The sequence below is a fragment of the Vibrio harveyi NBRC 15634 = ATCC 14126 = KCTC 12724 genome, assembly GCF_001591145.1.
GTDB classification, from domain to species: Bacteria; Pseudomonadota; Gammaproteobacteria; order Enterobacterales; family Vibrionaceae; genus Vibrio; species Vibrio harveyi.
In genome coordinates this window covers 132,403-157,833 of record NZ_BCUF01000005.1, presented here as the reverse complement: position 1 = coordinate 157,833, position 25,431 = coordinate 132,403, and the positions used below count along the sequence as shown (strand labels likewise).

Genomic DNA, 25,431 nt, shown 5'->3' with positions numbered 1-25,431 from the left:
TTCAACAGATTTAGTTATCAACAGATTATTTAAACAATAAAACCGACCATTTTGTGACTCAACTCTCATGCCCCCTTACCCCGTCCCGATATTATTGCCTCAACGAAAACGAACAAGTTCAACAGAATTGGTAATAGCATTCTATAATTGATGCGTTTTACCTGAACAAAACTTTGGAGAGCACTTATGGCAACCCCACACATCAACGCACAACCAGGTGATTTCGCTGAAACAGTACTAATGCCAGGCGACCCGTTGCGTGCAAAATACATCGCAGAAACTTTTCTAGAAGATGTGAAACAAGTTTGTGACGTTCGCAACATGTTCGGCTTTACTGGCACATACAAAGGTAAGAAAGTGTCTGTTATGGGTCACGGTATGGGTATCCCATCTTGCTGTATCTACGTACACGAGCTAATCGCTGAATACGGCGTGAAAAACGTTATCCGCGTAGGTAGCTGTGGTGCAGTACGTGACGACGTGAAACTAATGGACGTTGTTATCGGTATGGGTGCTTCTACAGACTCTAAAGTTAACCGTATCCGTTTCAACAACCACGATTTCGCAGCAATCGCTGATTACGGTCTTCTAGAAGAAGCGGTTAACCAAGCGCGTGCTCAAGAAGTACCAGTTAAAGTAGGTAACGTATTCTCTGCAGACCTATTCTACACACCAGAAGCTGACATCTTTGAGAAGATGGAAAAACTAGGCATCCTAGGTGTAGATATGGAAGCGGCAGGTATCTACGGCGTAGCTGCAGACCTAGGCGCGAAAGCTCTAACTATCCTGACAGTTTCTGATCACATCATCCGTGGTGAAAAACTAAGCTCTGAAGAGCGTCAAAAGTCGTTCAACGACATGATGAAAGTTGCTCTAGAAACAGCAATCAACATCTAAGAAATACTTAAGTAGTAATTTGCAGCCGGAGCCTGACCGGCTGCCTGAATTATCCCGAGGGGGCGATTGTGTCTAACGGCGAACTGCCAAAGGACGCAGATGGGTTACAACTCAACTTTTGTAAAACATTGGCGTGTGACAACTTTGGATTGAGTGATGCAAAGCGTTACGTCTTGCAGCATGCTAACCCTAAACGTCCGGCGATGGTGTGCCGTGAATGTGGAGCTTTCCCCCCCTTACTTAACAACCGCGATGTGGTCAACGAACTTCATCGTTTGAGACACGTCCACAGTGATGGACTACCTGCTTGTCGCAATGATGACTGCGACAACTTCGGACTTTCTGTCCATACTCATAAACACCTCTATCACGCTTTTGGTTACAGTGGCGATCGCCAACGTTACCGCTGTAAAGTGTGTCAAAGTACTTTTGTCGATAAATGGTCTGGTGCCAACAAAAAGCTTCAATTTCAAGAGAACTTGATGGGCTTGCTGTTCACGGGATATTCCGTCCGAGAAATCTGCCGTAAACTGAGCATCAATCCAAAAACCTTTTACGATCATGTTGATCACATTGCTAGTCGTTGCCGCCGTAAGCTTGCAACCATTGATGCACGCTGGGTAAACCACGCGCAGCATTATGAGCTCGCTTCTAGCTACGTTGCATTGCAACCCCATAGTAATAATGGCGTGTATTGGATTGCTTCTGGTGAGGCACATTCGGGCTACATTCTTTGTCAGCATGTGAACTATTCATCTGATGATGAGCCAGTGGCGTCCTTGGATCACAATCCATACGATGAAGTTTCTCGCTTTGTATCACAAGAATACACCGCTGAAGCAAGTGAACCACCACCAGAGCCATCAAAAAAGCTGCGTGAGCGCATCGATCAGAAATACCAAACGATTTTGGCCCGTGGTAACGTCGAAGATCCAATGGGAAATCTCTCTGTTTTCCACTATCCGTCTAAAGGTGCCTTAATTCGTCCACCTTATACCTCGTACGCACACTATCTTCATGTATTAGATATGTGTTGCCCAGAGAAGCGCGTATCGATCTACATGCCACAAGATCCCCTGCTCCGCTCAGCGGCGTTGAGCGTCTGTTTGTCTCGTATTCAAGAGAAAAACGTCGATCTTATGTACGTAGAAGAAGACGCAATTTGGGATATGAATGCCCCGTTTGGTAAGGTAGATATCGCTTATATGAGTTGGTGGCGAGATCGCTGGGCGATTTCTAGTCAATACGAATGTAACAAAGGTATTTGTTATCTAGCTGGTGATAAAAATGAACCTGAAGCTTGGTTCAATGTAGCAACAACTCGCCACATCCAATTCTATCAAAACCGTTTCCAACTGCTGTTTGAGAGCTTCATCAACGAGCCACGTCGCAAATTAAGACCTGCTGGTATATTGCCTCTTTTAGATATATTCAGAGCTTGGCATAATTTGTGCTATCAGGATAAGCAAGGACTCACTGCCGCTCAGAGACTGAAAGTCACCGACGCACCACTAACGATCAAACAATTGTTGTCATGACTATTTAACAGTTTACTCATTTAGAAGTGGTAAGTAAGCGCTGAACACGGTATACATTACAGTATCCGATCCCTTATTGGTGTGGCGATTTTCCACACCGAAATGATAAACGCATCTAACCACTTGTTTTTAGGTGTAAATTCCAGTTCTATAGTCATGGATGTGAACGTTGGATAAAAGCCAAATTCAGCTCGAAACTGAGCTAACTGCGCTTGAAGGTCAGATAAAAACTGATCCTGAGCGCGCATTTCGAATTGCAGAACAATGCCGGATACGCGCAGAACAAATTTTGTTTGTTGACGGTGAGATTCGTGCGCTTATTGTTATGTCCCATGCCTGCTGGTGTAGCATGGATTATCGACACGGCTTAAAGCTGGTTAAAGACGCCTATAACCTTCAAATTCAACTCGACACTGACGACCACTTACCTGAAATACTTCACTTATTTGCCCTACAATACTGGGGACAAGCTAAGTACTACTCTGCTCAGCAATACTGGATTAATGCTCTAGAGCAGTCTGCGCTAGTCGACGATATCGAGATTCAAATCGAAGCTTTGATTGGTCTTGGTAATGTTTGGCGAATCACCAATGAACACAAACTTGCCGCCTCAACCCATGAGCTCGCGGTAAAAGTGGCAAACAACGTTCGCATAGCTTGGCTAGAAGGGAAAGCCAGAATCCTGCTTGCTTGGGATTACTACTTGCTGAATAACTTTGTCGAAATGCTAACAGTGCTCGACGGTGCAACCGAAGTACTTCGAGATCACGAAGACAGCACTTGGCACGCAGAAATCTGGGATTTCAAAGGTCTCGCTCTACTGGGTTTAGAACGTTTAGACGCAGCGGAAGAAGCTACTCAAAAAGCCCACCAGCTCGCAATTGAACAAGATCTTACGTGGATGAAAGCGCATTCTTTCATCAGCCGAGCAAGACTCGAATTACTGCGTAAAAATACCGAAAGTGCATCTGAGCTACTGCAATCAGCAGAACAATCCGCCCTCGCGTTTGATAACGGCGAATTGCTCAGTCAAATTTGTTTCCAACAATCGCGCGTAGCGGAAGAGCAAGGTGACTATCAAGGTGCTTTCCAAGCGTTTCAGAAATACCGCAAACACGCACTCAAAATGCTGAAAGAGCAAACGCATCGAGTCAGCATGGACAAAGCACGAGGCTCAAAACGCCAGTTAGAACAGCGAGCACGCAAGCTCATCAATCGTATCCGTGCTCAACATGAATATGACCCAGAAAAGCAGTTCTCAAATGTAGTATCAGAAACTTACTGGTGGGAACAACTGGTTCTATTTAAGACCGAATTAAAACGCTCTAATCATGCGATCATCATGATCCGCCACGCTGAGCCCGCATTTCTCGATATTTGTACCGAGCTGGTTCACTCATTGACCACTTCCAGTGATTTAATTTCCCGCCTAAGCAGCGATCGCTTAGCCATGCTTATCGCAGAAAAAGACCAAGCGGCAGAAGATTTGTATCAAACCGTGTGTTCGATGTTAGACATCTATCCTTGGAAGCGTCGTGGTCTTGATGGTCCAAAACCGACACTTTATCTACAGGACATCCTAACCTTCCCGTTCACCTTAGAGCAATTGGAAGAAAGCCATATTGAGGTATTGAAGAATGGAACAACTGCTTAGTAAGGTCACTGATGCGGGAATGGATCCCTCTTCTGTCGCCGGTGAAGAGGCATTGATTCTGTGGGAGCACATTCGCCTTCATATCGCCTCGACCAACAAAGAAAAAGCGCATTGCTACATCATTAGTGCTGAATATCGTAGCAAGATTAAACAGTTAACCGAGAGTATTGAAGAGCTACGTCTCGCGCTTGATCTACTAAAACTCCCAGAGGATGTAGAAGATATCCTATCGGTAAAAGCGAGTTTAAGTGATCGCTTGGTAGAAAAAGGGGACTATAACGCAGCACTGACCGAATACATCGCCTCAACCAACATCGCCGTTGAGTACGGCTATATCGATGAATATGTTCTCGCCATCATTGGTATGGGCAATCTTTGTGATGCGTATGGGGATCATAATCGTGCCCTACGTTATTACCAGAAAATCGACGCGATTGACCATGCAATCGGTAGCCGTTCACTAAGACTGCGTTACAAACTCTACATGCTAGCGTGCTACATCAGCCTGCAACGCATCGGCGCAGCAACCGAGCTACTAAGTGAATGCGAAGAACTGAGTATCCTAGTAAGTGATAAGAACTTAACTGGGCAAATTCATTTATATCGCGCAAAGTTATCTCGTCTCCAAAAGGAATATGAACAAGCCTTACTTGCGATTTCGCAAATCCAGTATGCGACAGGCAAGCAACATACTTACTGGCTCTCAACCATGGTAAAAATTGAAACGGCTTACTGCTTAAATGAGGTCGGTCATCAATCTTTAGCGAACTTGCTGCTGGCATCAACGGGCAAACGCATTAATGAGCACTCCTCACCACTTATTGCGAACAGATTCTACAATGCAATGAGCCAAGTATGCGCGTCGCAAGGCTTGTTCAAAGAAGCGTTAAACTACGAGAAGAAAGCTTTTCGAGTTGAGTCTGACTTAGTCAAACATATTCCGATTAGTGAGTTGGGACCAGCACAGTTGCGCCGCCTCACTCGCTTTGAGCTGCAACTAAAACTCATTCTGTCTGAGATTGAAAACAAAGAACTCAAAGAGACCACCAAGCAACACAAAAATACCGTAGCTCAGCTTCAACAAGATGTATTCACCGATCCGCTGACTTCTTTACATAACCGACGTTGGTTGGAAGTGAAACTAAAAGATCTGCTGCTGCACGACACGCCATTTGCACTTATGGTGATCGACATTGACCACTTCAAATCGATTAATGACGAACTCAGCCACCTTGTTGGTGACAAGGCGATCGTCAATGTGTCGAAAGAACTCTCAGGTTACTTCAAGTTCCGCGGTTCATCGTGTGTGCGCTTCGGTGGAGAAGAGTTCTTGGTCATTTTAGAGAACACCGAAGTGAACAAAGCAGAAATGCACGCAGAAAACTACCGAGAACGTATTTACCAATTTGGGTGGCATGAGATTCTTGGTGAACGAGGTCTGACCGTGTCGATAGGCATTACTTTGCATCGGGAGGGAGAGAATACGCAACGTACCTTCTATCGCGCCGACAAAGCCCTATACCGCGCCAAAGCCAATGGTCGAAACCAAGTCTGCACTGAACTATAAAAAACGCCCCAGCAACAACTGGGGCGTTTTGATAAGCCGAATGACAAGCTTAAAGAAAAAACAAAGAAATACCGCCAAGTGCGACTAATGTACCAAGCATACTCTTCACGCCGACCTTTTCTCCTCGCAGAGCATAAATCACCAAAATAAACAGTGGGCTGGTTGCAATTAACGTCTGAGCAATGGCGGGGTTAGCGTATTTCAACGCGATTTGTTGTAGCCATAATGCCAGAAATGTCCCCACGAAAATTGCCAACAACAGCCAAACTAGCGCTTTGTTGCCCATTGCTTTTAGGTGCTGTTTAATGCTGCTAAACGGCGCCGGTTCGACAATTTTCACCACCAAACACACTGCCAACACGCCAACACTAAGACGAATGAGAGCACCGAGTAGCGGTGGAAGATCGCCCGCAACCAACGCATAGTGAGAGATCACCACACCTGAGGCTTGGCACACACTCGCGAGTAACCCAAATCCGATACCGCTCCAGTTTGTTGCCGCTCCCGAGGTTGATGGTTGAAATACCACAAACGTAACCGCAACCGTGGCCACTACCACGCCCAGCCAACTTTGTAGTGTGAGTTCAGACCCAAGAAAAACCATGGCAAGCACGCCGGATAAAGGCGGTGCAAGGGATTCTAAGAGTAATGTTTTGTTCGGACCAATGCGCTTTAATGCAGCAAAATAGGCACTGTCACCAACAGCAATACCAATCACACCAGAAATTGCCAACACCGCGAGATGTAACGGCTCAATGTACGCAGGTATACCTTGAGGTAGAAAAGGAATAACAACCACCATCATCATTGAGGCGATCACACCTTTTACTATGTTCAACTGCATTGCTGAAAATCGGTGGCTGAATTGGCTGTAAATCCAAGTCGCAACCGCCCAAACGATGGCTGCACTTATCGCGGCAAGTTCACCAGAATAATGCACTACTCACTCCTTAGTATTCCATGCCGTATCTCTCAATAACTGTGTATCAAATTATAAATTACTTGATCCACCTATTGTTCTATCAAATACTTAAACAGTTAATTTACGTAAGTTTTTCTATTTAGCAACAAGCACAGGGAAGTAAGATGTTTCTAGACTATTTTGCACTTGGGTTACTCATTTTCGTTGCTCTGGTTATCTTCTACGGGATCATTGTCATTCACGATATTCCTTATGAAATAGCGAAGGAACGTGAACACCCTCATCAAGACGCCATTCACTATGCAGGCTGGGTCAGTCTTTTCACACTTCATGCTCTTTGGCCATTTCTGTGGATCTGGGCAACCTTATGGCGCAAAGAACGCGGATGGGGTTTCAAACAACTTGAGCAAGAAACGCATGATATCCATCATCGCCTCGAAGAGCTAATTGACGAAGTCAATGAATTGAAAAAAGAAGTCTCAACACTCAAAGGTCAAAAACCTGCACAAAGTGTTCCTGCACAAAAAGAACAAGGTAAGGAGGAGCAATAATGGATTTACTACTGGTTCTGACTTACGCCGCATTATGTATCGCCATTTTCAAAATCTTTAACATTCCACTTAACAAATGGACAGTGCCAACCGCAGTGCTTGGCGGCGTTGTATTGGTCGGCACACTAATCTTGTTGATGAACTATAACCACCCGTTCACACAAATTGGTAATCAAGTATTCTCTACCACACCGGTGGTGTCAGGCGTTCGTGGGCGCGTCATTGAAGTACCTGTACAACCAAACCAACCTCTACAAAAAGGCGACGTTCTTTTCCGTATCGACCCGATTCCATTCCAAGCAGAAGTCGATAAGTTACGTGCAAAAGTGAAAGAGGCAAGCCAAGGTGCACTTGGGCTTGAGTCTGGCGTGCAAGAAGCGGAAGCAGCGGTTATCAAAGCGCTTGCCGAGCGTGACAAAGCACAGCGAGAATTTGACCGTTATCAACGCGGTTTTGATCGCGGAGCATTCACTGAGCAGCAATTGGATACTCGACGCCAAGCATACAAAGCCGCACAAGCCGCATTGGAAGTCGCACAATCTAAGCAACAACAAGCGCAAATCGCGCTGGATTCTGAAGTGGGTGGTGAAAACACCCAAGTCGCTTCATTGCTTGCAGAACTTCGCCAAGCAGAGTTCAACCTAGAACAGACCGTCGTTACAGCTCCTACTGATGGCTATGTTACCCAGCTCGCACTGCGTCCTGGTGTTATGGCAGTACCATTGCCTCTTGCTCCAGTGATGACCTTTGTTCATACCGAAGATAAACTCTATACCGCTGCGTTTCGCCAAAACTCACTACAGCGTTTAGAACCGGGATTTGAAGCGGAATTTATGTTCCGCGCGCTACCAGGCAAAGTCTTTAAAGGTGAGGTTGTTGATGTATTGCCAGCCATCGGCGAAAGCCAATTCCAAGCTCGTGGCTCCCTGCTTGGTACAGAGGCATTGCGTACCAGCGGTCGTGTATTCGTGACGCTGAAAATTACCGATGACCTTGCTGAATATCACCTGCCTATGGGTACGGCGGTAGAGGTTGCCGTTTATTCTGACAGCTTCACTCATGTCTCCATCATGCGTAAGGTTCTCATTCGAATGAAGAGCTGGCAAAACTACCTATACTTAGACCATTAATTTATCGATAAAAATCGCATTAACAAGTGTAATCAGGGGCTGACAGTTAGCCCCTGATTTCATTCTAGCCATCCAGACAGATAGCATTCCCACTTTTATCAATATTCTGTATAATGCGCGCCTTATTTTTGATGCTTGCTGAAAAACTAAGCCAGTCAATAGAGTGCGTGAATCCAATCACACATTTCTTGAAGAAAAACAGAGCAAACAATAAGCAGCTTGGTTGTTTCTTAACTTTGTTACACAATCAGCGCTATACAAAAAAGCAAGTGAACGTTCTTTAAAATCGACAATTGAACTGAGGTTATCTATGAATCTTTCCGCTAAAACCGTTGTGGTTATTGCAATCGGTGCTGCATTGTACGGCATCGGTGGTCTGCCAATGTTCGGTATTCCAGTATTTGCAAACACGACGCTAAAACCAGCAATGGCGGTATTAGCATTGTTCTCAGTACTATTCGGTCCTCTTGTGGGCTTCTTGGTTGGATTTATTGGCCACTGGGTCACTGACCTGTTCGCAGGTTGGGGGGTATGGCTTACTTGGGTACTTGGTTCAGGTATTGTCGGTTTAATTATCGGTCTTTTCCCTTCTCTGACGCGCAACCGCTTGGAGAAAGGTGATTTCAATATGAAAGACTTTGTGTTGTTCGTGGTACTTGCTCTATTGGGTAACGTATTTGGTTACGGTTGCTCAGCCTTCCTAGACACCATCTTGTACGCAGAACCGTTCACTAAGGTATTTACTCAGCTATCTATCATTGCAGCTGGTAACACCATTCTTATTGCTATTGTGGGCTTCTTCATTCTTAAGTCTGTCGCAAAACGTAACAAGCAAAGCCGCAACTTAACAGAGGCTTAATGTCGAATGACAATCGAATTTTCTAACTTCTCTTTTAGATATGAGTCGCTGGACAAACCGACGCTAAAAAATATCAATCTAAGGATAGAGAAAGGAGAGAAAATCGTCATTATCGGTCCAAGTGGTAGTGGTAAATCTACCCTTGGCCAATGTCTTAACGGACTAATCCCACACGCAATCAAAGGGGAGAACAGTGGCAAACTGACCATCAATGGTCAAGACACAACCCCTTTTGACATGCACCAATACACCGAGCAAGTTGGCACCGTTTTACAAGATACAGATAGCCAATTTGTTGGGTTAAGCATCGGCGAAGACATCGCGTTTGCACTAGAAAACCAGCTCACTTCTAACATCGACATGTACCCGTTAGTCAAAGCAACGGCGAAAATGGTCGACCTAGAACAAATGCTAAACCGCTCCCCTCATGATCTATCTGGTGGTCAGAAGCAGCGTGTTTCTTTGGCTGGTATTTTGGTGGACGATGTCGATATCCTACTGTTTGACGAGCCTCTAGCGGCACTCGACCCGAAAACCGGTAAAAAGACCATTGAAATCATCGATGACTTGCACCGTGAAACAGGGAAAACCATCATCATTATCGAGCATCGTCTTGAGGATGTGCTGCACCGTTCTGTCGATCGCGTTATTTTGATGGAAAGTGGTGAGATCATCGCCGATACAACACCTGATGCAATTTTGGCGTCCCCATTGCTGGAAGAATATGGCATTCGTGAACCTCTGTATCTTTCTGCATTGAAAGAAGCGGGCTGCGCGATTGAAGGTGACGCGAAACCATCAAGCCTAGATACGTTGCCACTGGCTCAGTACCAAGCAGCTGTCGACTCTTGGTTTAACACTTCACAAGAGACTTCAATAGCCGCCCCACTCGACTCACTGCTAGAAGTGCGTAACTTAACCTATTCTTATGACGGCGAGAAAAATGCCCTCGAAAACGTCAGCTTTGATGTTAAACGTGGCGAGTTCGTTTCTGTTTTGGGAAAAAATGGTTCTGGTAAATCTACGATAACAAAGTTGGTGATGGGCGTTATCGAAGCTGATCAAGGCTCGATGTCGCTAAATGGTCAAGACCTTAGTGAACTCTCCATCTTCGAACGCAGCCAAAAGGTTGGCGTAGTCATGCAAAACCCAAATCATATGATTTCACATCACATGATTTTTGATGAAGTGGCATTTGGTCTTCGCAACCGTGGTGTTGAAGAAAAACAAGTCGAAGCGAAAGTACTCGAAGTCTTAGAGTTATGCGGTCTCAGTAAATACCGTCATTGGCCAATTGAAGCTCTTAGCTACGGTCAGAAAAAACGCGTAACCATTGCTTCTATTTTGGTGCTAGAACCTGAGCTATTGATTCTTGATGAGCCTACAGCTGGTCAAGATTACCGCAACTACACATCGATGCTGAGCTTTATCGAGAAACTCAACAGAGAACTCGGCATCACCGTGATGATAATCTCTCATGACATGCATTTAGTCTTGGAGTACACCACTCGTTCCATCGTGATTGCCGACAGCAAACTCATTGCTGACGCGCCGATGACGGCAGTTTTCAGTGACCCTGCACTGTTAGATCAAGCAAACTTAACGACCACCAGTTTGTATGAACTCGCAACTAAGTTGAATATTGAGAATACGAACGGCTTTATGCAGCACTTTATCGATGTAGAGAAAGCGAGGCGAGCAAACAAAACCGAAGCTGAGATTACCGTTCAAGCACGAGAAAACGTTGAGAAAGTAGTGGCATGAAAGACAACAAAATGAAGTTTGGTATCAACTATATTGATACACAGTCGCCACTGCACAAGCTGAACGGCATCACTAAGTTCTTGATGTTTATCGCTTGGGTGACAGTAGTGCTGACGACATTCGATTTACGCATCATCGCATTATTGATCATTGTCGGTCTTGCCCTGCTCAAAATGACTAAGGTGCCATTCCACGTATACAAGCCATTGTTAATTGGTACAGGTAGTGTATTGCTTATCAACGCATTGTTTATGTTTGCATTAGCCCCACAACAAGGCACTGAGTACATGGGGTCAACGACCGTTTTATTCTCATTGCCAGGTAACTACTCCCTGACTCAGGAAACCTTGTTTTACCTTGTAACGGTAACGCTGAAATACTTCAGTATGTTCCCTATCGCTTTGGTGTTTGTGTTTACGACACATCCTACTGAGTTTGCGGCAAGTTTGAACCGTTTGGGAGTGCCTTACAAAATCGCTTATGCCGTCAGTTTGACCTTACGATACTTACCTGAGGTGAAGAAAGACTTTGTAAATATCATGCATGCACAACAAGCTCGTGGCGTAGAACTTAGTAAGAAAGCACCGTTGTTTACTCGAATGAAGAATGTCGCCAAGATTCTGGGGCCGTTGATTTTCTCTAGCCTAGATCGCGCAGACCAAATCTCCAATGCAATGACATTACGTGGTTTTGGTCGTCACTCATCTCGCACTTGGTATAGCTTAAAACCGCTAACTAAAGCAGACATGCTGTATATGGCGGGCATCGCTGTTATTGTTGCGGCAGCAATCGCTAAACGAGTATTAGACGCTCAACTGTTCTGGTATCCGCTGTAATACCGCAACACTAACAATAAAAAATGGGATGCCGCAGCATCCCATTTTTGTATCTAACATCTCATTTATTGAGAAGTGAGCACTAACTCAGTTCCATCTCAACACGCGTGTTTCATTACCCTCTTGCGGCTTGGCTGGGATGTTCAACGAAAGCAACAGGCTCACCACCGCCATGCCTGCGCCTATATAAAATACGCTTGATGGCGATACCAACCAAATCACCCCGAAAGTAACTGGGATGACGACAGCTGCAATGTGGTTAATCGTAAACGCCACGCCGGCAGTTGAAGCCATATCGGCAGGATCGGCAATCTTTTGAAAATACGTTTTGATCGCCAATGCTAACGCGAAGAACAGATGATCAATAACGTAAAGCGCAGCTGCCCATTCCGCTGTTTGAACCAAACCATAGCCAACAAAAACAAAAATCAAACCAACGTATTCGAACATCAAAGCCTTACGCTCACCAACAGCGCCGATAAAACGTCCAATACGTTTAGCAAACAAAAAGTTAAAGACGTAGTTAATAAGGAAAAGTAACGTAATGTCCGCAGCCGAATAACCGAACTTCTCTACCATCAAAAAGCCAGCAAATACGGTGAAAATTTGGCGACGCGCCCCGCTCATAAAAGTCAGAGCGTAATACAACCAGTAACGCTTACGTAAAACCAGCTTCTTATTTTGTGGTACTTCGGTTTTAAACTCAGGGAAAGCAAACGCCATCACGATAATCAAGACAAAACCAATCCCCCCAGCAAGTAAGTAAACGGTTTTGAAATCGAACTTAAGTTGCTCTAACAGCACCCAAATCGCACCGTAAGTAAAGAGTGAAGCCAACGCACCAACCGAGATGAATTTACCCAGCATCTCTGGCGCCTCTTCTTTAGAAAGCCACTGCAGCGACAAAGATTGCTTTAATGTTTCAAAATAGTGGAAGCCCGTCGACATCAACAGAGTTGTAAAAAGAAGTCCAAATAAAGATGGGAAGTAACCTGTTATTGCCGTCCCTAACGTCAGCATTGCCAACGACACCAACATAAAGCGCTGCTCACGAATAAACAGCAATACAAATACGACGGTAAAGGCTAGAAAGCCAGGGATCTCTCGCACGCTCTGTAGTAACCCGATATCTGCGCCATCAAAGTTAGCTTTTTCAATGACAAAGTTATTTAACAGCGCCATCCAAGTCGAGAAGGCGATAGGAACGATAATGGAAATCAGCAGAAGAAAGTTTTGTGGTGTTCTCCAGCTTTTCGGTGACGTGCTCATGATGTGTCCTTAGAATATGAAGCCGCCATCATACCGCCAAATGTAACAAATTCGCAATATCATTATTATTTCCTTGTTTGCTTGGCTTTCTTTTTTATTTCATCGTGTTAGCTTAAGAAGCAGATTCATCTCCTCGTTTATCAAACGATTTTATGTGACTATTTTTAAAGTATATTTTACAAAATTATTCCGTATTTCTAGACACCAACATTGAACCGCAACATCGTGATGAAGAGATAGGTGATGAGATAAAGGAAAGATACGTGCTTCTTGTTACACACCGGCAGGGTTATACTGTGCCAATCAACGTTCATTTTGACGTAAGTCTCTGCAATTCCTAATTTGATATGATGAAAAAACAAGTTTTGTTCCTTTGCACAGGTAACTCCGCGCGCTCGCAACTTGCCGAGGCAATTTTCAATCACATGGCGGGGGAGTTGTTTCATGCGGACAGCGCAGGTCTTCATCCTAGTGAGGTCGATGAAAGAGTATTTGAGGTATTACAAAGCCATGGAATGAGTGGCAAAGGTTTACGCTCAAAAGATTACGCAGAAGTCGAAGACAATCACTACGACTTCGTTATCACACTGTGCGATAACGCAAAAGACGAATGTGTCATCTTCGAACAAGATATCGACCAGCTGCACTGGAATCTTACCGACCCAAAACCGCTTGATGGTATTCAACCATTCCAGAATACGGCAAAAGAGTTGGTCGAACGTATTAGCTTGTTTTTGTTGTTAAATAGCGAAGAAAACACCAGTCATGTGGACCCAAGCAGTTTCTTCAAACTGATGAGCGATCCCTTGCGTCTGAAAATTTTGATGTTGCTGGAAGATGAGCAAGATCTGACGGTGACTGATCTTAAAAACGCACTAAATGAGAGCCAACCAAAGGTATCTCGCCACTTGGCATTACTGCGTGATACCACGTTTTTAAAAGACACACGCCATGGGCTTTGGATTCATTATCGTCTCTCACCATCGCTACCAATGTGGATTAAGCATCTGTTGCAAACGGTGCGTGTCGGTAATCCTGGTATCATCAATATTGAAAAAACACGTCTGAAATCACTCCAGAATCCAGAGTGATTTCACTTCTTTTAGTGGTCCATCTTTCCTAGCGTCAGCTTAACTGGACCACTAATCAATGTTCTTCACCTTGAGTCGGTTTTGGAATTCAAACACTTTTTCAGGGCACACATCTAAGCATCGACCGCAACTCATACAAGTTTGATCCATGACTCGTCGGTCACCTTCTTTGAGGGGTTGGCGCAAAATATCTGGTTCAGGACATACATAAAAACAGTCCATGCATTTGGTACAACCTTCTCGACGAACAGCCGTCACTCGCAACAAACTCTTACTACCAATTACGCCATACATTGCTCCCAGAGGGCACAAGTGACCACACCAACCATGCTCAACCAAGAGTAAATCCAGCACAAACACAAGTAGTATCAATACCCATCCAGCACCCATGCCAAAGACTAAGCCTCGATGAAGGGCGGCGACGGGGTCCAACCATGTCCAAAGCACAGAACCTGATATCGCACTGCCAAGCATTAGAGCAGGGATCAACCAATAACGGATGTTCGGCGACCAACGGTAGCTCGCTTTAAGGTTAAGCTTTCTGCGCAACCACGCCGCAAAGTCTGTGACAATGTTCAAAGGGCACACCCAAGCACAAAACGCTCTCGGGGCAAGAATCGCGTAAAAAACTAAGACAATCACAACCCCTAGCAGAGCATTAAACTCTGGGATATGACCTGTCGCCAGCGATTGGAGAACAATCAGAGGATCGCTTAACGGCACTTTGTTAAGCAACATACTCGAAGATAAGTTACCTTGCAGAATGCCCCATGTGGGACCGGCCATAAACAGAGCAATGATCGTCAATTGGCACAATCGGCGAACAATAAGAAAACGATGCGCTTGCCACCAGCCAAGCTTCTCGACAGCTTCTTTGCCAGCATCTTGCGCTAAATTCTTGGCCATCACTGACCTCCTTTAAGCGACTCTAGAGCACCACTAGGCACAGGTGTTTCTTCAGGCAATACGTTTTCGAGCGGCTTGTCGATTTCTTGCCAGCCAAAATTGTAGTGACTACCAACTTTGCCCTTGGCTAAATCTGTTGGAACAACTTTAATCGCCGCAACATCTAGCACACATGCTTGCTCACACTTACCACAACCAGTGCACACATCAGAATTAACCGTTGGAATCAATTTAGCGTGATAACCCGTTCGATCATTTCGGATGTTTTCTAGCGTTATCGCTTCATCAATCAGCGGGCATACGCGGTAGCAAACATCACAGCGCAAACCTTGCCAGTTGAGGCAGGTTTCATGGTCAATAAGCACAGCCGTTCCCATTCTTGCATCGTCAATGTCCGTTAAATCATGGTCTAACGCCCCGCTTGGGCAAGCGACGACGCAAGGGATGTCTTCGCACATTTCGCATGGAATATCACGCGCAGTGAAGTAAGGAGAACCAGTTGCGACAGGAGACAGTAAACTAGCAAGCTTTAACGTGTCGTAAGGGCATGCTTGAACGCACAACCCGCAACGGATGCAAGCCGATTCAAATTCACCTTCAGGTAACGCGCCAGGAGGTCGAATCGGTACGCCTTTAGTTTCTCGCGCTTGGCTTTGCATTGACTGCAAGCCAAGAACACAAGCCGCAGCACCAACACCAGCCGCAGTGCGTGCGGTGTCACGCAGGAATCGTCGCCGACTTTGCGAGACTTTTGATTGAGAGGATTTCATTATTATATTCCTCAACTACGCTCTAATTGCTCTTAAATAAGTTAAGCATAAATAGCGTTAAAAAGGCGGTCTCCCCATACCCCATAAGAGGTAACTCCAACCTGTCTTGATTAAAATCAACTCGTTGCAGATACCCAGTTCACATTTTGGTGAAATGGCTTTATTTCGATCAATATACCCAAGCAACTTCAAGATGCTGGACTCAGAGCGTTGTCATTGATTCGAGGTCAAGGAAAACAACTTGGAACGGCGAGCTCTTTCCAAGTTGTTTGAAGCAGAGATCGAGTCAATGACCCCCTCCCTAAGGGCACTCTTTGCAAATAGTAAGGGCCTTGGCTTATATACTTTGTTGTTGATTCTTGATTTAGACCCACTAGACCTTTAAATCGTCGCCGCATCTACAAACCAAGTCATTCTCGCGGAACCAAGCATCTCAAGGTTACTTGGGTATGCAACTTCACCATTATTCCCCATAAAGGTGAAGTTCTTTAGTATAAAAATTCAACACAAAATCACTCTCATTGGTGTTTTCAATGATAATTCACTATAAAAAGTTGAAATAAGCACTCGATAACCCACTAAATTAAAAGCGGTTTAGCCTATAAAGTTCAAAAAATGCTATTCAAAACAGAATTCTCTCGTTAGATTGAAGTTAATTCCAAAAAACTACAAAGGAGAGAAGCATGGAAATTATCGTTCGTCCAACCACTGTTGAAGACGCTGCTGCGCTAGTCGAAATTTATTCACAACCAAAAGCACAACGTGAAACCCTGCAACTCCCTAAGCCATCTATCGCTATGTGGGTCGAACGGTTATCGAAGATACCAGCAGGTGTGTATAGCTATGTCGCAGAGATCGATGGCAAAGTAGTCGGAAATATAGGCTTTCATCACTCACAGCGTCCAAGAACATCACATACCGCATCATTTGGTATTGGTGTTCATGATAAGTACCACGGTTTAGGGGTTGGCAGCGCATTGATCAGCACGGTCACCGAGTTGGCGGATAATTGGTTGAATGTAAGACGCATACATATTGAAGTAAACTCAGACAATGAGGCAGCCATTGGCTTGTACAAAAAACATGGCTTCGAGATAGAAGGCGAGTTTGTCGATGCATCTTTTCGTGATGGTGAGTTTATAAATACTTACAGTATGGCTCGCATCAAAAAACCGAAAAACTAACCAACACTAACGATAAACCTCCCAAAGCACCAATACCCAAGTAACCTAAAGGTGCTTGGGTATAACGCGGCAATTTCCTGGGAGTTTTTATTTACTGGTGAGAACCTAAATCGAGCTCATCGAGTGCGCGTTTGGTGAGTGATTCCGTATAGGGATTAATTTTCCAGTGTTCTGGACTCCATCCTTTCACAAATCGTTGAAAATCAGCCCAAGCAAGTGCGAACAATGGTCGCCATTCTTGCTCGACGACGTTGTTATCAAGGTCGGGCTGGTAGTGATTCAGCGCATTCGTTAACGCAGAAAAATAGTTATCTAACACCCAAGACTCCATCTCAGTACACTGACTCGGCTCGATTGCACTGCTCATAAACAACGCAACATCTTTCATCGCACAGCCATGCCCCACGTACTGGAAGTCTACCGCTGCCGCCGCTGAGCCTTGTTCGTTAAAACAAAAGTTTGCCAGCTTGGCATCACCATGCACTAAGGTTTGAAACCGAGCCTGACGCAACGTTTGGTCAATGCGCTCCGCGCGTTGCTTGAGCCTATTATCTTGTAACGCAACCAATTCATCCGGTCGCGTTTGCAAATGCCAGTAGGTTCCGGTTTGCCAAAGTTCATCATGGCGAACCCCAATATGGCGCGCATGAAAGTTGGCTAACCACGTCAAGCAAGCTTTTAACTGAACTTTGGTCGCGTCTTTGACGACGTTTGGATAACCCGCCAGAGCCAGATCTTCCATCACAATCAACCACTCTGTTTCATTCTGAAAGCACTTCAATCCTTGTGGAATTCGACAACGTTCATCAACAGGTTGGCTGAAGTGCTGATACCAACTCACTTCAACTTGATAAGAATGCAGTTTACGTTGATGCGAGCGGTCTGTATTCCACCCTCTCGGATGTTGTGACGGTCTTGGTAATTTGACGTGTTTTACGATAACGGAACGGTCTGGAAAAGTCAGTCGAACTAACTCCCCATAACCGCCCCATAAAGATTGAATCACATCGATGTGCTCTAAAGTGCCAAGCGCTAGCTCGTCACCTATGTTCTGATAAAGCGGATTATTCATTGGCTCCATTATGCGAGTAAATGTGCCCATTCAGGGTGCGTTGCCATGTATTTAATCACGTATGGGCAAACGGGTACAATGCGATAACCTTGCGCTTCGATCTCTGGTAAAACAGCTTCCATCATCACTTTGCCATACCCCTTCCCTCTTACTTCTTCAGGAATAAGCGTTGAAATGATATGCATCTCTTGCCCATCGAGCTTATAAACCACTTTCGTTTTGTGGTTTTCCTCCAAATCGACCCAAAAAATTTGGCTTGTTGTGTCTTGTGTCACTTTCTGCATTATCCGTGCCCCACTTTTCACTTGTGCTTTATTGAAACTCGCTATGCGACTGCATAGAATGATATCCACGCAATAGTCTAGTAATTTAGTATTACCATAACATAGCGCGAAACGTCTTCTCACATTAGGTACGACAATAATAATGAGAAATATGATGACGAGTGCAAGGGACAATCGTTCGTCTCAGCCAAGCAAAAATGCACCTGAACGTCAGGCAACAACATTAAACAGCACTGATGCAATGGCAATGGTGGAGCACGGTAGTGAAGTGACATTGAATGTTACGACGCCCGTGGGGACTAAGTTCATCACCACCAGCACCTTTATGGGCTGTCATTCCAACAATACCGCGCTAATTGAGATCCCAAATATCTCCGATGACGATTTAAAGTTTTATTTTCAAGAGGGATTTTGGATTAACGTGAAAGCTTATTCACACCGTGGTGAAGGCGCTGTTATTCCTTTTCGAGCACAACTTCAACATCGCCTTGGAGACCCATATCCACTCTTAGTTTTAGGCTTGCCAAATACCATGCAGGTCTACCAATTGAGAAAAGAAGTGCGATATGAAGTGAACTTACGCTCTCGACTCCAGTTTGAACAATTCCGTGCAGAGTGCGAAATTCGAGATCTATCAAAAAGCGGTTGTCGCTTTGTGACTTCACCGATGAGCCGAACACTTCAAGTTGGTGATCTTGTCACGTTGGATATCGCGATGCCCGGGAATGGGCGTATGCTCGCACCACTCAAAGGGCGAATCTGCAACTTACAGAAATCCACACATTATGCGCGATATGGCATGGAGTTTGATGACTTCGGCAAAGCAAATGCAAAGAACCTATTGAGCCATCTTAAATTTGATGGCACGAAACTGAAGCTGAAGGGATAACCCTCCTCAGCACCCAAAACAAAAAGGCACCGATAGTCGGTGCCTTTTGCTTTTCTGCTCAAATTACAATTTGAAGAAGCTTAATTGCTCTTTTTGCTTTTCCGCCAATTTAGACAGCTCGCTGCTTGCACTTGCACTTTGGCTAATACCAGCAACGTTCTGGTTGACCAGTTCAGACATATTGACCACATTACGGTTGATGTCTTGAGTCACCTGAGATTGTTGTTCTGCCGCCGTTGCAACTTGTGTATTTGAGTCGTTGATGTCTGCAACAGACTCTGTAATTCCCACCAACGCTTGGTTCGCTTGATGAGCCAACTCGTTGTTGCGAGACAACATATCTAAGCTCACTTGCATGCTGTCATTCGCCAAACCCGATTGCGCTTGCAGTTCTTCAATGATGGATTGGATCTCTTGTGTTGATTTCTGAGTGCGAGCAGCCAGCATACGAACCTCATCCGCTACGACCGCAAAACCACGTCCGGATTCACCTGCACGAGCGGCTTCAATCGCAGCATTCAGCGCTAACAAATTCGTTTGTTCTGATACACCGCGAATCACCTCAACCACGTTGCTGATTTGCTCAGACTGAGTTTGAAGACGCTGAACCACCTGAGCTGCGTCGTTCAGTGCTTCTGACATCTGTTCACTAGCGTGTGCACTCTCTTTGAAAATGGACAAGCCCGACTTCGCCAAGCCATCAGCTTCACGTGCCGTGGAGTCTGCTGCTGTTGCATTACTGCTTACATTGTCTGCGGTACTTGCCAATTCATTGACTGCCGACGCGACTTGTTCAATCTCGATCAACTCTTGTTGCGCGTTAGCTTCTGCTTGAGTCATCACAGCAGCCAGTTCGGTTGACGCCGAAGCAACCTCTTCACTGATACGCATCAATTGATCTACGGTGCTACGCAATTGTTCTGCGGTTAGGTTTACATCTTGGCTTAGTTTCGCCATTTCGTTTTCACCATCCGCTTCCGCACGCACGTTCAGATTACCCTGGGCAAGCTGACGCATCACACCTTGTAGATTGATGATTGGTGTCACTATCTTGCCAGACAGTAACCATGCACCGATAAGCGTTAGGGCAAACACTGACAGAACCGTGAACGTCGCATTGTCTTGTACACGTAGGTTTTGACGTTCACTTTCTGCCATGCTTTCTGCAGCAACTTCATTAACACGCTTAGACAACGCATTCATTACTGTCACCATGTCGTTACCTGCACGGCGGTATTGAGTGATCATCTCCTCACGCTGATCTGCGCTGAGTAAACCTTGATCGTATTTTGTCACAGCATCAATCACTCGATGAGCTTGCTCGATATATGCGCTTACTTTCTCACGCACATCGTTAGTTTGCGAATGGTAAGCAGGGTTCGCACCAATTTGACTTACCTTATTGTCTATCTCTTTTGCGATGTTGTTGAGCTCATTGATGTAATTTGTGCGACGCTCAGGGATGTACATGGCGTAAATGCCGTTAATTCGAAGGGGATAAACCAAGTTGTCGATTTCTGACAATAGGTCTTTGTACAGAATGACAGACTCGCTATTCTCCGTACTGCGTTTTAACTCTACTTGTAGCTCATTACGTGTGAACCACAGAGCAATAACCACTGCTAACGCCGTTGCCAAAACTGGCAAAAGTACCTGCATTCTGACTGACAGGTTTTTTAATAATTTCTGCATTTCCGAACCAATAAAAAATAAAAGACGTGGGGGCACGTCAAGTTTTGTAAAATGGGCGGGAATGTTATAGATATCAGTAACTTTCAGCCAACAAATTATGTTTATCGTATTGATAAGCAAGCTCAATAAAATGCTGGAATTATGGATAAAAAAATCCCCAAGCCTTCGCTTAGGGATTCTCGTAATATCAATTGGCGCGGATTGCTTATAGTTTAAAGAAGCTCAATTGCTCTTTCTGTTTCTCAGCAAGGTGAGAAAGCTCTGTACTTGCGCTCGCGCTTTGGCTGATGCCTGCTACGTTTTGGTTTACCAGTTCAGACATGTTAACCACGTTACGGTTGATGTCTTGAGTTACTTGAGATTGCTCTTCTGCGGCAGTCGCCACTTGCGTGTTTGAATCGTTAATGTTTGCAACAGACTCTGTAATGCCAATCAACGCATCGTTCGCTTGCTGTGTCAGCTCGTTATTACGGTTAAGCATTTCTAGGCTCACCTGCATGCTGTCGTTTGCAAGACCAGACTGCGCTTGAAGCTCTTCAATAATTGATGAGATTTCTTGCGTTGAGTCTTGAGTGCGCGCTGCCAGCATACGAACTTCGTCTGCTACGACAGCAAAACCACGACCAGATTCACCAGCACGTGCAGCTTCGATCGCTGCGTTCAGTGCGAGAAGGTTAGTTTGCTCAGATACGCCACGAATCACTTCAATCACATCGTTGATTTGAACAGACTGCTCTTTTAGGCGCAATACCACTTGTGCTGCATCGTTCAGTGCTTGAGACATCTGCTCGCTTGCTTGAGCGCTCTCTTGGAAGATCGACAAGCCAGACTGTGCTAGACCATCAGCTTCACGCGCAGTCGCATCTGCAGATGTCGCGTTATCACTCACATTGTTTGCTGTGCTTGCTAGCTCGTTAACCGCTGATGCAACTTGCTCGATTTCAGCCAATTCTTGTTGTGCATTCGCTTCAGCTTGCGTCATTACCGCTGCAAGTTCTGTTGAAGCAGACGCCACTTCTTCACTGATGCGCATCAATTGATCAACCGTATCGTGAAGCTGTTTCGCTGTTTGGTTGACGTCTTTGCTTAGCTGAGAAATTTCGTTGTCGCCATCAATGTCTGCACGCACTGACAGGTCACCACCTGCTAGCTTACGCATCACTTCTTGCAGTTTTTGGATTGGCGTAACAATCATGCCAGATAGGAACCAAGCACCCAGCAAAGAGAACGCAAATACCGCAATCACAGAGATCATTGCGTTGTTTTGTACGCGAGTATGCTCACGAGCGCTTGCTGCAGTTGCTTCAGTCGCAATCTCATTCACACGTTGTGATAGTGCGTTGATGGTTGCCACCATTTCGTTACCAACACGGCGGTAACCTGAGATGAAGTTTGTGTATTCGCTATCAGAAACCAGACCACGATCATGACGGTTGAAGAACTCTACAGCACGTGTTGAGTAATCAATGTATGCATCGATGCTTTGACGTACTTTTTGCGCTTCTTTACTGAACGTGCCGCGCTCATCAACAAGATCAAGATCGATATCAATCGCTTTCGCGCCTGACTTTAGATCAGCAAGGAATGCATCACGACGAGAAGCATCATAGATCGCGTAAACCGCGCTTATGCGCAATGGGTAAACTTGGTCATCGATTTTCGCTAATGTGTCTTTATAGAACACAAGAGAATCGGAGTTAGAAGCAACCAATTCTTGCTCTGCTTCTAGGTTGTTTTGAGTGATCCACAATGTAATAAACAGAGTGATCGCGGTGAATAAAACTGGAACCAAAACTTGCGTACGTACCGACAAGTTTTTCAGTGATAGCTGCATGAGTAACCTCAGGTATTTGAGTGTTGGCTTCCTTGCGATGGGATTATTCCCAGACGAATAAACAAGGAGGCAAATACTAGAGGTAGATCACACTTTTGTCCAGAACGAAAAGCCATCAATTTCATAACTTTATCGACAATATCCCGTCAAGTGCGACGGGATATTGTCGTTATGACAAGTTATGAAAATTTGTACGCTTTTCTATCAATTTTTATGTTAATAAGCGCCTATTTTCTCAACGCATTGAGCTTAGCTTGTGCCAAACCAAAAATAGTATCGATTGGGTATGTGCCTTCATCTGTTGCTTCGCCCGCCGCTTTGCCAGTGAACAGCTCAACAGCCTCAGTAACATGGTCGATTGCCCAGATATGGAAGTCCCCTTTCTCTACCGCTTTAACAATGTCAGAACGAAGCATCAGGTTATGTACGTTTGAGCGCGGAATAATCACCCCTTGTCCATCGTGACGACCTTTAATTTCGCACACATCGTAGAAACCTTCGATCTTCTCATTTACCCCACCGATAGGCTGTGCTTCACCAAATTGGTTCATCGAACCTGTGATAGCAATGTCCTGACGGTTTGGCTGCTTCGAGAATGCCGATACTACCGCACAGAACTCCGCCATACTCGCACTGTCACCGTCAACACCACCATATGATTGCTCGAAAGTAATCGTGGTTGTCAGTGGAACACGTGCCGTCTTACCAAATACAGACGATAGATAAGCCGACAGAATCATCACACCTTTCGAGTGAATGCTGCCGCCAAGATCAACGCTTCGCTCGATATCAATCACGTCGCCATCACCATAACAAGTAGTCGCTGTAATTCGGTTAGGTGCACCGAACATGTGATCGCTGGTGCTCAGCACTGACAATGCATTTACCTGCCCAACCGCAGAACCTTCGGTATGGATCAAAGTCGTGCCGTTGACAAAGGTTTCCATCACGCTGTCTTGCAAACGACTCACTCGCATTTCCTGATTACTCAGCGCCTCTTCTACGTGCCCGATACGAATCATATTGGAGTTCGCTTGGCGAGCCACGTAGTTAGACTCACGTAATAGGTTTGCAATGTTGGCAGAGTGCAGTGAAATCTTCGTCTGGTCACCAGACAAACGAGAGCTGTATTCAATGATGCGTGCGATGGCTTTCTTATCGCAATGCAGCATATTATTGTCATTCACCACGCTTGAAATAAAGCGTGCATATTGTAGTTCTGAATCCGGTGTACGCTTCATCTCATCTTCGAAATCAGCTGTAACACGGAATAGTTCACCAAATTCTGGATCGTAGTGCTGTAGCAATTGGTAAGTGCGGTAATCACCAAACAAGATGATCTTGATATCCAATGGAATCGGTTCAGGATCGAGCGAAACCGCCCCAGTCAACGTCACCTCTTTCTCTAGCGAAGTGAAGCTCAATTGGCGAGAACGCAATGCGCGCTTCAACCCATCCCACACATAAGGTTGCTCCAGCACCTTTTGTGCATCCATCAGCAGCACACCACCGTTCGCTTTGTGTAAGCTACCAGCTCGAATCAAAGAAAAGTCCGTGAACACGGTACCTTTGAACGTCGCCGTTTCAATTGAGCCAAACAGTGAGTGATAGTTTGGGTTTTCTTCCACCACAATAGGGAATTCACAATCTTTACGACTCACCAACACGTTTACTTTGTAGCGGCGTGGGAGCTTCTTATCTAAAGATGCTGTTGCAATCTCACCTTGCTCTCCACTCTGCTCCAAGAAGATCTCTGCATTTTCAACAATGTCTTTTTGCAGATCGGTCAGGTACGTTTTGATTTCTGGGTACTCTGCATAATCCAATTTCAATTGCTTAATGAAATGGGTGATCACATCCAGAGTCACGTCATCGTTGAGCTTTTTAATCTTCTCGCTGAACGTGTCTTCCCACTCGGTCAACTCGCGAACCATGTTGCGCAGGCTGATTTCCAATTCATCAATGCTGCTGCCGAAATACTCTTGTTCTTTCTTACTTAGCTCATCGAAAGATTCTTCGGTGTGCAGATCTTCACCGTTCATCGCCACAAATTGGTAATCGCCTTGTGCCGTAATCGTTAGACTAATGCCCTTCTCTTTGGCTTCTTTACTGATACTGTCTAACTCTGATTGCTGCTTATTCGCCAATTGGTTTTTTAGGCGATCGGCACGGCTATAATACATCTCGTTATCGAAGGCGAGTGGCAATGCGTTAAGCAATTTGCCCATCAGCTTTTCAATATCCACTTTCAGCTTATTACCAATGCCACAAGGCAGCTTAAGCACTTTCGGTATACGCGTATCTTCAAAGTTTGCAACGTAACACCAATCAAACAGTGCCGCAGCATCATGTTGATGACGGTTTAAATAGCGCAGGATCATCGTGCGCTTACCTAGACCATTCTGACCTATGGCGTAGATGTTGTACCCTTTCTCCTTGATTGACATAGCAAACTCAACCGCTTTTTGTGCGCGCTCTTGTCCAACAATTTCGTCAATCGGAGGTAATTCCTTGGTCGACTTACATGGCATATTCTCTAACTCAGCTACAGAATACAGCTGTTTAGCTTCCAATCTTTGTACTGCCATACTTGCCTCCTTTTCTTATTGTCTTTACCTCAGTGTAGAGATTATTTGTTTAAATTTAAGTGATTTATCTTCCACCCCGGTTCGTTTGCACATTTTACGAGCAGCTGTTCTAAGTTTAAAATGCTAATAAGTCG

General features: G+C 45.1%; 21 protein-coding genes. 12 read left to right on the top strand and 9 right to left on the bottom strand.

Annotation, left to right across the window (positions count from 1 at the left end):
• The first annotated feature begins 186 nt into the window (after window positions 1–186).
• The 4 genes from deoD to VHA02S_RS04630 all read left to right on the top strand — a co-directional run bounded on the left by deoD (window position 187) and on the right by VHA02S_RS04630 (window position 5,656).
• Window positions 187–897, top strand: coding sequence for a purine-nucleoside phosphorylase (gene deoD / locus VHA02S_RS04645; protein ID WP_005375140.1), 711 nt, complete (start codon window positions 187–189; stop codon window positions 895–897).
• Window positions 898–965: 68 nt separating this feature from the next.
• Window positions 966–2,435 carry a hypothetical protein gene (locus tag VHA02S_RS04640; RefSeq protein WP_005452883.1) on the top strand — a complete coding sequence of 490 codons (1,470 nt, stop codon included), beginning with the start codon at window positions 966–968 and terminating at the stop codon, window positions 2,433–2,435.
• A gap of 169 nt (window positions 2,436–2,604) precedes the next feature.
• On the top strand, window positions 2,605–4,089 hold the full coding sequence (locus VHA02S_RS04635; protein ID WP_017818509.1) for a tetratricopeptide repeat protein: 1,485 nt from the start codon (window positions 2,605–2,607) through the stop codon (window positions 4,087–4,089).
• On the top strand, window positions 4,073–5,656 hold the full coding sequence (locus tag VHA02S_RS04630; RefSeq protein ID WP_038899352.1) for a GGDEF domain-containing protein: 1,584 nt from the start codon (window positions 4,073–4,075) through the stop codon (window positions 5,654–5,656). The genes VHA02S_RS04635 and VHA02S_RS04630 overlap by 17 nt, the downstream gene beginning before the upstream one ends.
• Before the next feature lie 49 nt (window positions 5,657–5,705).
• Here the strand turns inward: VHA02S_RS04630 and VHA02S_RS04625 are convergent, their stop codons facing one another.
• Entirely contained in the window at window positions 5,706–6,596 is an 891-nt protein-coding gene (locus VHA02S_RS04625; protein WP_038899351.1) for a DMT family transporter, read from the bottom strand.
• Window positions 6,597–6,742: 146 nt separating this feature from the next.
• On the opposite strand from VHA02S_RS04625, the gene VHA02S_RS04620 reads away from it, so the two are divergent.
• The 5 genes from VHA02S_RS04620 to VHA02S_RS04600 all read left to right on the top strand — a co-directional run bounded on the left by VHA02S_RS04620 (window position 6,743) and on the right by VHA02S_RS04600 (window position 11,718).
• Window positions 6,743–7,129: a DUF3302 domain-containing protein gene (locus VHA02S_RS04620; protein WP_009697879.1), complete on the top strand. Its 387-nt coding sequence runs from the start codon at window positions 6,743–6,745 to the stop codon at window positions 7,127–7,129.
• Window positions 7,129–8,259 carry an HlyD family secretion protein gene (locus VHA02S_RS04615; RefSeq protein ID WP_005452888.1) on the top strand — a complete coding sequence of 377 codons (1,131 nt, stop codon included), beginning with the start codon at window positions 7,129–7,131 and terminating at the stop codon, window positions 8,257–8,259. Before VHA02S_RS04620 ends, VHA02S_RS04615 begins: the two co-directional genes overlap by 1 nt.
• Before the next feature lie 310 nt (window positions 8,260–8,569).
• Window positions 8,570–9,118: an ECF-type riboflavin transporter substrate-binding protein gene (locus VHA02S_RS04610; RefSeq protein ID WP_005452889.1), complete on the top strand. Its 549-nt coding sequence runs from the start codon at window positions 8,570–8,572 to the stop codon at window positions 9,116–9,118.
• A gap of 6 nt (window positions 9,119–9,124) precedes the next feature.
• Window positions 9,125–10,882, top strand: coding sequence for an ABC transporter ATP-binding protein (locus VHA02S_RS04605; protein WP_017189592.1), 1,758 nt, complete (start codon window positions 9,125–9,127; stop codon window positions 10,880–10,882).
• Window positions 10,879–11,718 carry an energy-coupling factor transporter transmembrane component T family protein gene (locus VHA02S_RS04600; RefSeq protein ID WP_038899350.1) on the top strand — a complete coding sequence of 280 codons (840 nt, stop codon included), beginning with the start codon at window positions 10,879–10,881 and terminating at the stop codon, window positions 11,716–11,718. The genes VHA02S_RS04605 and VHA02S_RS04600 overlap by 4 nt, the downstream gene beginning before the upstream one ends.
• A gap of 87 nt (window positions 11,719–11,805) precedes the next feature.
• Here the strand turns inward: VHA02S_RS04600 and VHA02S_RS04595 are convergent, their stop codons facing one another.
• A complete protein-coding gene (locus tag VHA02S_RS04595) occupies window positions 11,806–12,987 on the bottom strand; it encodes an MFS transporter (protein ID WP_038899349.1) in 1,182 nt (393 codons plus the stop codon).
• A 347-nt stretch (window positions 12,988–13,334) separates the two neighbouring features.
• Between VHA02S_RS04595 and VHA02S_RS04590 the strand changes: the two genes are divergently transcribed.
• Window positions 13,335–14,078 carry a metalloregulator ArsR/SmtB family transcription factor gene (locus VHA02S_RS04590; protein ID WP_017189594.1) on the top strand — a complete coding sequence of 248 codons (744 nt, stop codon included), beginning with the start codon at window positions 13,335–13,337 and terminating at the stop codon, window positions 14,076–14,078.
• Window positions 14,079–14,129: 51 nt separating this feature from the next.
• Here VHA02S_RS04590 and napH read toward each other — a convergent pair whose 3' ends face one another.
• Both napH and napG read right to left on the bottom strand, forming a co-directional pair.
• On the bottom strand, window positions 14,130–14,984 hold the full coding sequence (gene napH, locus VHA02S_RS04585) for a quinol dehydrogenase ferredoxin subunit NapH (RefSeq protein WP_038899348.1): 855 nt from the start codon (window positions 14,982–14,984) through the stop codon (window positions 14,130–14,132).
• Window positions 14,984–15,754: a ferredoxin-type protein NapG gene (napG, locus tag VHA02S_RS04580; RefSeq protein ID WP_005452896.1), complete on the bottom strand. Its 771-nt coding sequence runs from the start codon at window positions 15,752–15,754 to the stop codon at window positions 14,984–14,986. The genes napH and napG overlap by 1 nt, the downstream gene beginning before the upstream one ends.
• Before the next feature lie 683 nt (window positions 15,755–16,437).
• Between napG and VHA02S_RS04575 the strand changes: the two genes are divergently transcribed.
• Window positions 16,438–16,938 carry a GNAT family N-acetyltransferase gene (locus VHA02S_RS04575; RefSeq protein WP_017818499.1) on the top strand — a complete coding sequence of 167 codons (501 nt, stop codon included), beginning with the start codon at window positions 16,438–16,440 and terminating at the stop codon, window positions 16,936–16,938.
• A 91-nt stretch (window positions 16,939–17,029) separates the two neighbouring features.
• On the opposite strand, the gene VHA02S_RS04570 is transcribed toward VHA02S_RS04575, so the two are convergent.
• Together VHA02S_RS04570 and VHA02S_RS04565 are read right to left on the bottom strand one after the other, a co-directional pair.
• Window positions 17,030–18,019 carry a phosphotransferase gene (locus tag VHA02S_RS04570; protein WP_038899347.1) on the bottom strand — a complete coding sequence of 330 codons (990 nt, stop codon included), beginning with the start codon at window positions 18,017–18,019 and terminating at the stop codon, window positions 17,030–17,032.
• Window positions 18,019–18,294, bottom strand: a complete 276-nt coding sequence (locus tag VHA02S_RS04565) for a GNAT family N-acetyltransferase (RefSeq protein WP_038899346.1) — start codon at window positions 18,292–18,294, stop codon at window positions 18,019–18,021. Before VHA02S_RS04565 ends, VHA02S_RS04570 begins: the two co-directional genes overlap by 1 nt.
• A 142-nt stretch (window positions 18,295–18,436) precedes the next feature.
• Between VHA02S_RS04565 and VHA02S_RS04560 the strand changes: the two genes are divergently transcribed.
• A complete protein-coding gene (locus VHA02S_RS04560) occupies window positions 18,437–19,183 on the top strand; it encodes a flagellar brake protein (protein ID WP_017189597.1) in 747 nt (248 codons plus the stop codon).
• Window positions 19,184–19,246: 63 nt separating this feature from the next.
• Here VHA02S_RS04560 and VHA02S_RS04555 read toward each other — a convergent pair whose 3' ends face one another.
• The 3 genes from VHA02S_RS04555 to VHA02S_RS04545 all read right to left on the bottom strand — a co-directional run bounded on the left by VHA02S_RS04555 (window position 19,247) and on the right by VHA02S_RS04545 (window position 25,297).
• The gene (locus tag VHA02S_RS04555; RefSeq protein WP_005452906.1) at window positions 19,247–20,875 is read right to left on the bottom strand and encodes a methyl-accepting chemotaxis protein; all 1,629 of its coding nucleotides are present in this window, start codon (window positions 20,873–20,875) and stop codon (window positions 19,247–19,249) included.
• Between the two features lie 205 nt (window positions 20,876–21,080).
• Window positions 21,081–22,709 carry a methyl-accepting chemotaxis protein gene (locus VHA02S_RS04550; protein WP_005452908.1) on the bottom strand — a complete coding sequence of 543 codons (1,629 nt, stop codon included), beginning with the start codon at window positions 22,707–22,709 and terminating at the stop codon, window positions 21,081–21,083.
• Between the two features lie 227 nt (window positions 22,710–22,936).
• Window positions 22,937–25,297 carry a Lon protease family protein gene (locus tag VHA02S_RS04545; RefSeq protein WP_005452910.1) on the bottom strand — a complete coding sequence of 787 codons (2,361 nt, stop codon included), beginning with the start codon at window positions 25,295–25,297 and terminating at the stop codon, window positions 22,937–22,939.
• Window positions 25,298–25,431 lie beyond the last annotated feature (134 nt).